Below are 11,480 nucleotides of genomic sequence, written 5' to 3'. Positions count from 1 at the left end.
GCTCACGCGCCCGCGCGGGCGCGCAGGCGCGGCGCGAGGTCGCGCTCGAACAGCTCGAGGAACCGTCGCTGGTCGTGTCCGGGCGCGTGGAAGACGAGGTGGTTGAAGCCCCAGTCGAGGTACTGCCCGATCTCCTCGACGACCCGATCGGGGTCGGTGCCGACGATCCAGCGGCCCGCGATCTCCTCGATCGGGAGCGCGTCGGCCGCCTGCTCCATCTCGACGGGGTCGGTGATGTCGTGCTTCTGCTCCTTCGACAGCGACAGCGGCGACCAGAACCGGCAGTTCTCGAGCGCGTCGTCCTCGTCCTCCTCGTACGAGAGCTTGATCTCGATCATCCGGTCGATCGCGTCGTAGTCGCGCTTGCCGGCCTCGGCGCCCTCCTTGACGGCGGGGATGAGCTGGTCGACGTAGAGCTCGGCGCCCTTGCCCGACGTGCAGATGAAGCCGTCGCCCGCGCGCCCGGCGTACTTGGCCACGGTCGGCCCGCCCGCCGCGATGTAGACGGGCACCCCGCCCTCGGGCTTGTCGTAGATGGAGGCGTCGTGCGTCGAGTAGTACTCGCCCTCGAAGTTCACGCGCTCGCCGTTCCACAGCGCGCGCATGAGCCGCACCGACTCGCGCAGGCGCGCGAACCGCTCACGGAACTCCGGCCAGTCCTGTTCGCCCGCGCCGCGGAACCCGGTCGCGATCTCGTTGAGCGCCTCGCCCGTGCCGAAGCCGGCGATGACGCGGTCCGGGTACATGACGCCGAGCGACGCGAACGCCTGCGCGAGCACGGCGGGGTTGTACCGGAACGTCGGCGTCATCACGCTCGTGCCGATCTTCACGGTCGAGGTCCGCTCGCCGACCGCGGCCATCCAGGTGAGCGAGAACGGCGCGTGCCCGCCCGTGTGCCGCCACGGCTGGAAGTGGTCGCTCGTCCACACCGACTCCATGCCGTGCGCCTCGGCGGCGACGGCGATCTCGACGAGCTCGCGCGGGTCGAACTGCTCGGCGCTGGCCTTGTATCCGAGGGTCAGGGTCACGATGCTGCCTTCCTGTCTGCGCGGGCCGGCGTGGCCTGCGGGTCGAACGGATGCCGCGGCGCGGACGCCCCGGCGAGGTCGGAGAGGGTGCGCACGACCGACGCGGTGCGCGGGCCGGTGCCGAGCGCGACGGCCTCGGCGAGCTCGGCGGCCGTGTCGACGTCGCGGCGGAGCCCTGGTGCGACGGCGCCGGGATGAACGGCGACGAGGTCGACGAATCCGGCGGCGGCGTGCCGGGCGGCGGACTCGGCGCCGAAGTGGGCGACGAGCGGCTGGCCGGCGCGGGCGGTCGCGAGGGTCGTGCCGGTGCCCTCGGCGTCGGGCACGAAGGCGAGCGGATGCCGCTCCGCGACCTCCAGCGCCGCATCCAGGTCGCGGCTGCGCATCGCCGGCAGGTCGCCCAGCAGCACCGCCACACCGCGCGCGTCTCGCGCAGAGACGGGGTCTTCGACGCCGACGGATGCCCCGTCCTCCGCACGAGATCCCGGCAGGCCGGCGCGGGCGACGGCGACGCCGTGCGCGATCGTGGCGGACAGGCCGCGCGGCCCCACCTCCGGGACCACGTCGACGCCGGCGGTCTCGCGCAGGGCGAGCTCGATCGCGGGCTCGTCGGACACGACGACGACACGGGCCACGCGCTCGGCGGCGGCGGCCGCGTCGACTGTGTCGAGCGCGAACGCGCGGGCGAGCGCCGCGCGCTCCGCCGGCGAGAGCTCGGGCGCGAGCCGGGTCTTCGCCCCGCTCAGCGACTTCACGGGCACGACGACGGTCCAGCCCGCGGCATCCGCTCGCCCGATGCCGCTCACGCGCGCAGCCCCGGGAGCACGTCGCGACCGAACACCTCGAGGAACTCGGCCTGGTTGCGGCCGACGTTGTGCAGGTAGATGCGGTCGAAGCCGAGGTCGAGGTGACGCTGGATGTGGGCCCGGTGCAGGTCGGGGTCGGCCGACACGAGCATGCGCCCCTCGAAGTCCTCGGGTCGCACCGTGCGGGCGAGCTGCTCGAACTCGAAGGGCGAGCGGATGTCGCTGCGCGAGAAGCGCATGCCGCCGATCGGCCACTCGGTCAGCGCGTTGCGCATCGCCTCCTCGTCGGTCGGCGCCCACGACACGTGCAGCTGCAGCACGCGGGGCAGCGTGCTCGCGTCGCGTCCGGACTCGCGGGCCCCCTCGGCGAAGCGCGCGACGAGGGCCGCGAGCCGGTCGTACGGCGCACCCGTCGTGATGAGCCCGTCGGCGACCTTGCCCGCACGGCGGGCGGTGACCGGCCCGGCCGTCGCGACGAGGATGGGCGGGGCGACCTCGGGCATCGTCCAGAGCCGCGTCGTCTCGAGCCGGAAGTGCGGCCCGTGGTGCCGGACCTCGCGGCCCGCGATCGATGCGGTGAAGAGCTTGCGGATCACCTCGACCGCCTCGAACATGCGCGCGATGCGCTCGTGCGCCTCGGGCCAGTACTCGCCGACGACGTGCTCGTTGAGCGCCTCGCCAGACCCGATGCCGAGCCAGTGCCGGCCGGGGTACATCGACGCGAGGGTCGCGCTCGCCTGGGCGACGACCGCCGGGTGCGTGCGGAAGGTCGGCGTCGTCACGCCGGGGCCGAAGTCGCCGGTCGTGCGCGCGCCCACCGCACCGAGCACGCTCCACACGTGTCCCGACTGCCCCTGCTGCGGCAGCCACGGCTGGAAGTGGTCGGTCGCCATGACTCCGCTGAAGCCGTGCCGCTCCGCGAGCTCGGCGTACGCGATCGCCTCGGACGGAGCGAACTGCTCGAGCATCGCGGCGTAGCCGATTCGGACTGGCACCCCTCCATCCTGCCCCGACTGCGAGGCGCGGACACCCGATCGGCGGGATCCGCTCAGCCGCCGCGCAGCGGCCCCTCGGCCTGGGCCTCGTCGAACCCGGCCCGGTAGCCCTCGTCGTACGCCTCGTCGGCACCCTGCCGGAACAGGTCGCGGTCGGCGGGCCGCACGATCGTCCGGGCGCCCGGCAGGTCGAGGTCGCCGACGAGGCGTCCCAGTCCGCGGACGACGGCGACCGGCACGCCGGCGGCCTTGCCCTTGACGAGCTCGGCCGCGCCCGCGAGCTCGTCGGCGACGCACGGCATCGTGACGGCGAGCGGCTTGCCCGTGGCATCCGTCTGCCCCCTGAGGTCGTCGAAGACGTGCACGCCGGCCGCGCCGATCGCGATGTCGGTCTGGCCCTCGCGCCACGCCCGGCCGAGCGTGTCGGACAGCAGCACGCCGACGCGGGCGCCGGTCAGGGCGCGGATGCCGGTGGCGAGCGCGCGAGCGGACGCGTCGGGGTCGACCGGCAGCAGCAGCACCGTGCCCTCGGGGGCGTTCGACGCGTCGACCCCGGCCGCCGCACCCACGACGCCGAGGCGGTTCTCGACGATGCGGGTGACCGAGTCGCCCGTGCGTCGGGTCGCCACGACGCGCACGGTCTCGTCGGTGATCGCCTGCTCGCGGTCGTCCGCGTGCACCACGCGACCCTCGGCCTTCGAGACGATCTTCGAGGTCACCACGAGGATGTCGCCGTCGGCGAGCGGCTCGGGCAGCGCGCCGACGATGAGCGCCGCGAGGTCGTCGCCCTCCGTGATCTCGGGCAACCCCTCGACGCCTTCGATGCTGTACCGCACGTGCATCCCTCCCGTCGGCCCTCCCCACATCTTGGCAGCAGGCGGCGGGCGCTGTCAGACTGCGCACGAGGCGCTCCGCCGGCGAGCGCCGCGGGAGGTGGACCAGTGGTCGCGACGACCGCGTCCGGGCGGCGCCCGGTGATCGTGTGGGACCTCGTGCTGACGATCGTCCTGCTGGTGCTGCTGACCGGCGGCGGCCTGCTCCTCGGGTTCTTCGCGTTCCTGCTGCTCGCGTTCGGCGGCGATTCCTGCGGCGCGTCGTCGACGTGCGACTACGACGTGATGACCACGGGCGCGTTCACCGCGGTCGGCGGCGTCGTCCTCGTCGGGTTCCTCGCGCTCGTCGGATCGATCGTGCTGCTCGTGCTGCGCCGCATCGCGTTCTGGGTGCCGCTCGTCGGCCTCGTGCTCATGATCGCGGCGTTCTGGATCGGCGCGTCGATCAGCTCGTCGGGCGTGCGCCCGATCTCGGGCTGACGTACCGAGCACAAGGGCCTGTGCCGAGCGGATGCCGCGGCAGTAGCATCCGCTTCATGACGACTGATTTCGGGGCCGATGGGCTGACGCAGCAGGGCGATCCGCGGGAGCTGCGCAACGAGACGCCCGGGCAGCGCCTCGACCGGAAGTGGAACGACATCCTGCAGGAGCTGCGCGTCGTGATGACGGGCACCCAGCTGATCACGGGCTTCCTGCTCGCGGTCGCCTTCCAGCCCAAGTTCGCCGACCTGCAGCGGCACGAGGTCACGCTCTACCTGGTGCTCGTGGTCCTCGCGACGACGGCGACCATGCTCGGGCTCGCGCCCGTGATCCTGCACCGGGAACTCAGCGGCCAGAAGCAGAAGGAAAGGGTCGTGCGCATCGCCAACGTGCTGCTGCTCGCGCTGCTCGTCGTGGTCTCGCTCGTGGCCGCGGGCGTCGCGATGCTCATCTTCGACGTGGCCGTGAACCAGGAGGCCGGCTGGATCGCGGGCGGCGTCTCGCTCGTGCTGCTCCTCGTCTTCTGGATCGTGGTGCCGCGCATCGGCAAGCGTGAGCCGAAGCAGCGCTGACGCGCCTTCCGCTCACGCTCGCGCCGATCGCGCGCGTCCCCCGTTCGGGGACTCCGGTGCTGCGGCTCGCGACCCCTAACATTGGCTGGCGGTCCGTCCGGATCGCCCTCCAACCCTGACCCGAACGGACCCTCCATGGCCCCTGCGCCCATGGCCGGGATGCGTCGCGCCGCCGTGCTCGTCGCCGCCCTGGCCCTCCTCGGAACCGGCATCGCGCCGGCCCACGCCGATGAGACCGCCGACCTGACCGCTCCTCCCCTCGTCGATGCGGCGTCCGCCGACTCGACCGCCGATGACTCGTCGGCGATTCCCGAGGGCCTCCGCGCCAAGGTGGCCGCGGATTCGCCGCTCGCGTTCCTCGAGTCCTCCCCGACCGCCGGCGCGGCCGGTCTCCGGGCGGCCCAGGCCACGACCACCGAGGCGAACGGCACCGCGAGCATCAGCGGCGTCCTGACGTACTGGTCGGCCGGGGTCGGCGGGTATCCGCTCAGCACGGGCGCGATCGACGCGCACCGGTACGACGCCGGGATCGACGACTACGAGTTCGTCGCGACCGCCACGACCGCTGCGAACGGCGCGTACACCCTGAGCGGCCTTCCCGCCGGGGAGTACCTGCTCCTCGCCTACGACACCGGCGCGACGCCGAAGGGCCTGCCCGAGTTCTACCGCGACGCCCAGGTGGTCGCATGGGCCGAGCACGTCATCGTCGCCGACGGCCAGGCGCGCACCGGCATCAACGAGGAGCTCGAGCCGCTCCTCAAGGACCGCATCGCGGGAGCCGACCGCTACGCCACCTCGGTCGCCGCCTCGCAGTCCGCGTTCGACGAGGGCGTGGCGTGCGTGTGGATCGCGAACGGCCTCGCGTTCCCCGACGCCCTGAGCGCCGGTCCGGCCGCCGCACACTGCGGTGGGCCGCTCCTGCTCGTGCCCGGCACCGGGATCCCGACGGTCGTACTCGACGAGCTGGAGCGGCTGAAGCCGGCGAAGATCTACGTCGCCGGCGGCACCGGCGCGGTGTCGGCGAACGTGGAGAAGACGCTGCGCACGCTCGCCCCGAGCTTCCAGCGCTATGCGGGCACCGACCGCTACGACACCTCCCGCAAGATCGTCGCGGGCGCCTTCGGAACCTCCGACGCCGTCTGGGTGGCCTCGGGCCTGAACTTCCCCGACGCGCTCTCGGCGAGCGGCGCCGCTGCGGCCGCCGACATCCCCGTGCTGATCCTGCCCGGCACCGCGACCTCGCTGGACGCCGCGTCGCGGACGGCCATCACGAACCTCGGCGCGGCGTCCGTCGGCATCGCGGGCGGTACCGGTGCCGTGTCGAAGGGGATCGAGTCGGGCATCTGGTCGATCGCCTCCGTGGAGTGGCTCGAGCGCTTCGGCGGAGCGACCCGCTACGCGACGGCGGACGCCATCGCGACCGCGGTCTGGGACGGGAGCTGGGCGATCTACGCGTTCCTCGCGAGCGGATCGAACTTCCCCGACGCGCTCGCGGCCGCGCCGCTGGCCGGCTGGGTCGGCGCGCCGCTGTTCATCACGCCCGACACGTGCACGACCGCGGAGACCCGGGGCCTGATCGACTACCTGGGCGTCTCCGAGGCGTTCGTCATGGGCTACTACCAGCCGCTGTACTACGGCAACTGGCAGCCGTTCCGGGCCTGCTGATCGAGCCGGTCCGCACCTGATCGCGACGGGCGCGCCTCCACGGAGAGGCGCGCCCGTCGTCGTTCCCGCCGGCACGGGCCGTCGGCGCGCGACCCTAGGCTGGAACCCATGCGCATCGCCACCTGGAACGTCAACTCGATCCGCACCCGCTACGGCCGCGTCGTCGACTGGATGGTGCGGGAGGACGTGGACGTGCTCGCGATGCAGGAGATCAAGTGCACGCGCGAGCAGTTCCCGCACGAGGCGTTCGAGGCGGCGGGGTACGAGCTCGCGATCCACGGCCTGAACCAGTGGAACGGCGTCGCGATCGCGAGCCGCCGACCCATCGACGACGTCGCGATCGAGTTCCCCGGCATGCCGGGCTTCCTGAAGGGCCAGGAGGGTCCCGACCTGCCGAAGGAGGCGCGAGCGATCGGCGCCTCGGTCGACGGGGTCCGCCTCTGGAGCCTGTACGTGCCGAACGGCCGGTCGCTCGGCGACCCGCACTACGTCTACAAGCTCGACTGGCTCGCGGCACTCGCCGAGCACACCCGGGCCGAGACCGCGGCGCACCCCGAGCGCCCGTTCGCGCTCATGGGCGACTTCAACATCGCGCCGACCGACGACGACAACGGCGATCCGGTCGTCGTCGAGGGCCTGACCACCCACGTGTCGCCGGCCGAGCGGGCCGCGTTCGCGGCGCTCGAGCAGGCCGGGGTGGTCGACGTCGTCCGCCCCATCGTGCCGACGGGCTACACGTACTGGGACTACAAGCAGCTCAAGTTCCCGCGCAACGAGGGCATGCGCATCGACTTCATCCTCGGTTCCCGCGCGTTCGCCGATGCGGTGACGGATGCCTCGATCCACCGCAACGAACGCAAGGGCGACGGCCCCAGCGACCACGTGCCCGTGCTCGTCGACCTCGACCTCGCCGAGGAGGACGAGGACGTTCCGATGATCTTCGGGTGAACGCAACCCCGTAGCGCTCCCAGCCATCGGGGCTACCCTTCCTGTTGATGGATTCCCCCACCGAACACCTCCCCGAGCCGGTGCCGTCGGCCGCCGGCACGGCGGATCCGCTGCTCGACGCCGTCCTCGATGACCGATACCGCATCGACGGGCTCATCGGCCGCGGCGGCATGGCCGCGGTCTACCGCGCCGACGACCTCGCGCTCGGCCGGCGCGTGGCGGTCAAGGTGTTCTCGCCGTCGACGGAGGGCATCGACGACGCCGATCGGCGCAAGTCGGAGACGGCGCTGCTGGCGAGCCTGACGCATCCGTCGCTGGTGACCCTCTACGACGCCGCGAAGGATCCCGTGACCCATCGGGAGTTCCTGGTGATGGAGCTCGTCGAGGGCCGGGACCTGCGCGAGATCCTGCGCTCCGGCCCGATCGCCCGGGAGGAGACGGCACGGATGCTCGCCGATCTCGCGGAGGGCCTCCACGTCATCCACTCGCGCGGCATCGTGCACCGCGACGTGAAGCCGGCCAACGTGCTCCTCGCCCCCGCGCACCTGCCGACGCGGCGCTGGAACGCCAAGCTCGCCGATTTCGGCATCGCGCGGCTGCTCGACGAGTCGCGCCTCACCGCGACCGGCCGCATCATCGGCACGCCCGGCTACCTCAGTCCGGAACAGGTCCGCGGCGAGGCGCTCGGCAGCGCGGCCGACATCTACTCGCTCGGTCTGGTGATGCTCGAGGCGCTGACCGGGGTGCAGGCGTTCCCGGGGCCCGCCCTCGAGTCGGCGAGCGCACGTCTCGTGCGCAACCCCGAGGTCCCCTCGACGCTCGGCCCCGACTGGGTCGACCTGCTCACCGCGATGACGGCCCGCGCCGCCGCCGACCGGCCCACGGCGCTCGACGTCGCGCTCGCGGCGCAGACCCTCGACATCAGCGTGCGTTCCGACGGCTCGCCTGGCGGCGACGCGTCGGCGGCGACCGCGGCGACGGCGCTCACGCACCCGCCCGGGTCGCTCGGCGACACGCGCGTGCTGCCCGCGACCCGGGTCGGCGGCGCACCGACGGCGCCGGTCGCGGCGGGCGCCGGAGCGGCGGCCGCCCCGGGTGAGACGGCGGCCACCCCGGCCGGCTCGGACGACCGCGACGACGCGACCGCCGCGACGCGCGTGCTCACGCGCCCCGCGGAACCGATCGCCGAGGCGAGCCGCGAACGGGAACGCGGGTCGGCCGTGCGCGAACGGTGGGAGCGGCGACCGGCCTGGTTCGTCCCGGTCGCGGCCGTCGCGGCCGTCCTCCTCCTGCTCGCCGTGCTGATCCCCACCCTGCTGGGCGGCCTGGCGTCCGACGCCGAGCCCACCCCGCCCGCCACGCCGCTGCCGAGTGTGCCCGGCGAGTTGGGCGAGCACCTGAGGCAACTCGAGGAGGCGGTCACGCCATGAGCATGAAGATCCGTTCGGCGCTGGCCGCGGCATCCGTCGCCGTCGTCGTCGGACTCGCCGGTTGCGCCGCCGAGGGCCCCGACCTGAGCGCCGGGCAGGCCGCGGCGTTCCGCAACCAGGTCGTCACCATCGCCGACACCTCGTCGCGCGGGGAGTACGCGAACGCGCTGGCCGCGCTCGAGTCGCTCGAGGCCGAACTCGAGCAGGCCGCAGCCGCCGGCGAGCTGGACGCGGACCGCGAGCAGCGCATCCGCGACGCGATCGCGCTCGTGCGCGCCGATCTCGAGGCCGCGATCGCGGCGATCCCCCCGGAGCCGGCGCCCGAACCCGCACCGGCCGACCCGGCGCCCGGCGGGGGCGACGATGACGACGACGACGATGACGACGACGGGGGTTCCGGCCCCGGCAAGAGCGATGAGGGCAAGAACAAGGGCAAGGGCAAGAACAAGGGCAAGAACAAGGACTGACCGGGCGGGTCAGCCGCGGCCGCGGAACTCCTCCATCGACCGGTAGACGCCGAAGCCGTCGCCGACCACACGGTCGAACACGCGGGTGGGCAGCAGCCCGCGCAGCGCCCGCGAGAGCCGCACGCTCCGCGGCAGCTCCACGAGCGGTCGCCCGTCGAGCATGGCCCGCCACACCCGGTCGACCACGTACTCCGGTTCGAGGATCGGCGCGAGCAGCGGCCCGCGGGCGCCGTGGAACATGCCGGTCGAGATGTACGACGGCGTGACGGTCGTCACGGTGATGTGCCGGTGCCCCGCCTGCTGCAGTTCGAGGCGCAGCGAGTCGCTCCACCCGTTGAGGGCGGCCTTGGAGGCGGCGTACACGGCCATGCGGGGGTTCGCGAGCGTGCCCGCGGCGCTGCCGATGTTGACGATGCGCGCGGGCCGGTCCGAGCGGATCATGCCGGGCAGGAACTCGTGCGTCACGTACATGGGCGCGAGTGCGTTGACGAGCATCGTGGGGCGCACGTCGTCGCCCGCGTGGCTCTCCCAGAAGTAGCGGTTGCCGCGGACGATGCCGGCGTTGTTGACGAGCACGTCCGGGTCGCCCACCTCGCGGCGCACCTTGTGGGCGGCCTTCGCGATCGCCCCGAGCTCCGACACGTCGACCGCGTACGAGCGCACCTGCGTGCGACCCCGAGCCGCCGCGCCGAGCTCGTCGGCGGTGCGCGCAAGCCCCGGCGCATCGCGATCCCAGAGCACGACGGATGCCGCCCCCTCGGCGACCGCTCGCTGTGCGTACATGCGGCCCATCCCGCCCGCGGCTCCGGTGATCAGGATGTGCGCGCCCCGCGCGGTTCTCGCCATGCAAACCATTCTCGCAAGGCGGCACCCGGCCGGACGGCCGTCGGCAGCCGCGATCAGCGCATCGCGCGGTAGCGCGCCCGCTCGACCGGGTCCAGGTGCTCGGTCGCGTACGACAGCATGGTGCGCGGCATCCGCGGGGCGTGCCCGTCGAGGAAGCCGGTGAGCGCCTCGCGGCCCACCCGGCGGCCGGACTCGCGCAGCATCCATCCGGTGGCCTTGTGGATGAGGTCGTGCGGATCGTCGAGCAGCAGCTCCGCCAGCCGCAGGGTGGGCGCCGCGTCGCCGTGCTTCAGGAACGCGAACGTCGACATGATCGCGACGCGCCGCTCCCACAGGTCGCCGCTCGCGGCGAGTTCGTCGAGCAGGCCGAGGTCGAGCCCGGCGCGAGCCGCGGCATCCGTCGCCCCGGGGTCGCGCACGAACTCGCCGAGGATGCGGTCGGCCGACACGTCGACGAGGTCCCAGTTGCCGACCCGGCCCGCGCGCACCGCGGCGAGGTAGAACCGGGCGAGGCGGGCGCGTTCGCCGTCGTCCCGCGTGCGGGCGGCGCTCGCCCGATCGAACCGGGCGACGACGATCACGAGGGCGCACAGCCGGTGCTCGTGCTCGGGGTCGGCGAGCAGCTCGGCGACGCCGTCGAGCGGCAGCGTCGCGAACCGCTTGGCCACGGCGCGCGTGGCCGGCACGGTGACGCCGATGAAGCGGTCGCCCTCGCCGTACTCCCCCGGTCCGGTCTTGAAGAAGCGGGCGGATGACGCGGCGCGGGCCGGGTCGGCGGCCTCGGCGAGCGCGGCGCGCACGTCGTCGGCGGTGGGCGCCGTGGCATCCGTCGGCGTGGTCATGCCCGCATGCTAGCCGCGTGCGCCGCGCGGACCTTTCGCGTCGCGCCCATGGCGGGCAGGATCGGATGCATGAGCGAACCGCGGGTGAGCCTGGTGCCGATGTCCGATGCGCAGGTGGCGGCGTGGCTGCCGGTCGCGATGGCGCATTACGAGCAGGCGCGGATCGAGGCGGGCGACACCCCCGGGCAGGCGGCCGCCGCGCGGCGGGCGTCGGAGGAGCGGTTCTTCCCCGGTGGTCGACGCGTCGAGGGCCAGCTGCTGCACACGGTGCGGCTCGGCGACGAGGAGGCCGGGTGGCTGTGGATCGGTCCGTGGGGTGACGAGGGCACCGTGTGGTGGGTGTGGGACCTCATGGTGCACGAGCCGTTCCGGCGGCGGGGCGTCGCCCGGCGCGCGATGATCGCCGGCGAGGAGGTCGCCCGTGCGCACGGTGCGACGTCGCTCATGCTCAACGTCTTCGCCTACAACGAGGGTGCGCTCGCGCTGTACCGCACGCTCGGGTTCCTGCCGGCGTCGATCCACATGGCGAAGCGCCTCTGACGAGCGGATGCCGCGGGCCGGCGCCCGG

Annotated in this window: 13 protein-coding genes; 7 read left to right on the top strand and 6 right to left on the bottom strand. The window is 73.5% G+C overall.

Annotated features, from left to right (window positions below; genetic code table 11):
- Window positions 1-2: 2 nt before the first annotated feature.
- Genes fgd through cofE form a run of 4 tightly spaced genes read right to left on the bottom strand, consistent with a single transcriptional unit; the run spans window position 3 to window position 3,671 of the window.
- Window positions 3-1,028 carry a glucose-6-phosphate dehydrogenase (coenzyme-F420) gene (gene fgd / locus M1L56_RS09545; protein WP_248599046.1) on the bottom strand — a complete coding sequence of 342 codons (1,026 nt, stop codon included), beginning with the start codon at window positions 1,026-1,028 and terminating at the stop codon, window positions 3-5.
- Window positions 1,025-1,834: an NTP transferase domain-containing protein gene (locus M1L56_RS09540; RefSeq protein ID WP_248599045.1), complete on the bottom strand. Its 810-nt coding sequence runs from the start codon at window positions 1,832-1,834 to the stop codon at window positions 1,025-1,027. The genes fgd and M1L56_RS09540 overlap by 4 nt, the downstream gene beginning before the upstream one ends.
- A complete protein-coding gene (locus tag M1L56_RS09535) occupies window positions 1,831-2,829 on the bottom strand; it encodes a TIGR03557 family F420-dependent LLM class oxidoreductase (RefSeq protein ID WP_308198844.1) in 999 nt (332 codons plus the stop codon). The genes M1L56_RS09540 and M1L56_RS09535 overlap by 4 nt, the downstream gene beginning before the upstream one ends.
- Before the next feature lie 53 nt (window positions 2,830-2,882).
- Window positions 2,883-3,671 (bottom strand): coenzyme F420-0:L-glutamate ligase, encoded by a 789-nt coding sequence (gene cofE / locus M1L56_RS09530; protein ID WP_374256404.1) that lies wholly within the window; start codon window positions 3,669-3,671, stop codon window positions 2,883-2,885.
- A gap of 99 nt (window positions 3,672-3,770) precedes the next feature.
- Between cofE and M1L56_RS09525 the strand changes: the two genes are divergently transcribed.
- The 6 genes from M1L56_RS09525 (at window position 3,771) to M1L56_RS09500 (ending at window position 9,224) form a co-directional block, all read left to right on the top strand.
- Window positions 3,771-4,142, top strand: coding sequence for a hypothetical protein (locus M1L56_RS09525; protein WP_248599043.1), 372 nt, complete (start codon window positions 3,771-3,773; stop codon window positions 4,140-4,142).
- Window positions 4,143-4,198: 56 nt separating this feature from the next.
- Window positions 4,199-4,714, top strand: a complete 516-nt coding sequence (locus M1L56_RS09520; RefSeq protein WP_067948469.1) for a DUF6328 family protein — start codon at window positions 4,199-4,201, stop codon at window positions 4,712-4,714.
- A gap of 135 nt (window positions 4,715-4,849) precedes the next feature.
- Window positions 4,850-6,379: a cell wall-binding repeat-containing protein gene (locus tag M1L56_RS09515; RefSeq protein WP_248599042.1), complete on the top strand. Its 1,530-nt coding sequence runs from the start codon at window positions 4,850-4,852 to the stop codon at window positions 6,377-6,379.
- A 108-nt stretch (window positions 6,380-6,487) separates the two neighbouring features.
- Window positions 6,488-7,327 (top strand): exodeoxyribonuclease III, encoded by an 840-nt coding sequence (locus M1L56_RS09510; protein WP_248599041.1) that lies wholly within the window; start codon window positions 6,488-6,490, stop codon window positions 7,325-7,327.
- Window positions 7,328-7,374: 47 nt separating this feature from the next.
- Window positions 7,375-8,757: a serine/threonine-protein kinase gene (locus M1L56_RS09505; RefSeq protein ID WP_248599040.1), complete on the top strand. Its 1,383-nt coding sequence runs from the start codon at window positions 7,375-7,377 to the stop codon at window positions 8,755-8,757.
- Window positions 8,754-9,224, top strand: a complete 471-nt coding sequence (locus M1L56_RS09500) for a hypothetical protein (RefSeq protein ID WP_248599039.1) — start codon at window positions 8,754-8,756, stop codon at window positions 9,222-9,224. Before M1L56_RS09505 ends, M1L56_RS09500 begins: the two co-directional genes overlap by 4 nt.
- Before the next feature lie 9 nt (window positions 9,225-9,233).
- Here M1L56_RS09500 and M1L56_RS09495 read toward each other — a convergent pair whose 3' ends face one another.
- Both M1L56_RS09495 and M1L56_RS09490 read right to left on the bottom strand, forming a co-directional pair.
- Window positions 9,234-10,070 (bottom strand): SDR family oxidoreductase, encoded by an 837-nt coding sequence (locus M1L56_RS09495; RefSeq protein ID WP_248599038.1) that lies wholly within the window; start codon window positions 10,068-10,070, stop codon window positions 9,234-9,236.
- 53 nt (window positions 10,071-10,123) lie between these two features.
- Entirely contained in the window at window positions 10,124-10,912 is a 789-nt protein-coding gene (locus tag M1L56_RS09490; protein WP_248599037.1) for a DNA alkylation repair protein, read from the bottom strand.
- A gap of 69 nt (window positions 10,913-10,981) precedes the next feature.
- Between M1L56_RS09490 and M1L56_RS09485 the strand changes: the two genes are divergently transcribed.
- Window positions 10,982-11,452 (top strand): N-acetyltransferase, encoded by a 471-nt coding sequence (locus tag M1L56_RS09485; RefSeq protein WP_248599036.1) that lies wholly within the window; start codon window positions 10,982-10,984, stop codon window positions 11,450-11,452.
- Window positions 11,453-11,480: the final 28 nt, after the last annotated feature.

It is taken from the genome of Agromyces sp. C10 (assembly GCF_023217995.1).
Lineage (GTDB): Bacteria > Actinomycetota > Actinomycetes > Actinomycetales > Microbacteriaceae > Agromyces > Agromyces indicus.
The sequence above is the reverse complement of the archived record's forward strand: the minus strand, read 5'-3'. Positions and strand labels throughout refer to the sequence as shown.

Coding starts and splice junctions, on each gene's coding strand:
- M1L56_RS09510 (WP_248599041.1), top strand. CDS start 6,488: ATGCGCATCGCCACCTGGAACGTCAACTCGATCCGCACCCGCTACGGC.
- M1L56_RS09485 (WP_248599036.1), top strand. CDS start 10,982: ATGAGCGAACCGCGGGTGAGCCTGGTGCCGATGTCCGATGCGCAGGTG.
- M1L56_RS09505 (WP_248599040.1), top strand. CDS start 7,375: ATGGATTCCCCCACCGAACACCTCCCCGAGCCGGTGCCGTCGGCCGCC.
- M1L56_RS09495 (WP_248599038.1), bottom strand. CDS start 10,070: ATGGCGAGAACCGCGCGGGGCGCGCACATCCTGATCACCGGAGCCGCG.
- M1L56_RS09515 (WP_248599042.1), top strand. CDS start 4,850: ATGGCCCCTGCGCCCATGGCCGGGATGCGTCGCGCCGCCGTGCTCGTC.
- M1L56_RS09520 (WP_067948469.1), top strand. CDS start 4,199: ATGACGACTGATTTCGGGGCCGATGGGCTGACGCAGCAGGGCGATCCG.
- cofE (WP_374256404.1), bottom strand. CDS start 3,671: ATGCACGTGCGGTACAGCATCGAAGGCGTCGAGGGGTTGCCCGAGATC.
- M1L56_RS09490 (WP_248599037.1), bottom strand. CDS start 10,912: ATGACCACGCCGACGGATGCCACGGCGCCCACCGCCGACGACGTGCGC.
- M1L56_RS09500 (WP_248599039.1), top strand. CDS start 8,754: ATGAGCATGAAGATCCGTTCGGCGCTGGCCGCGGCATCCGTCGCCGTC.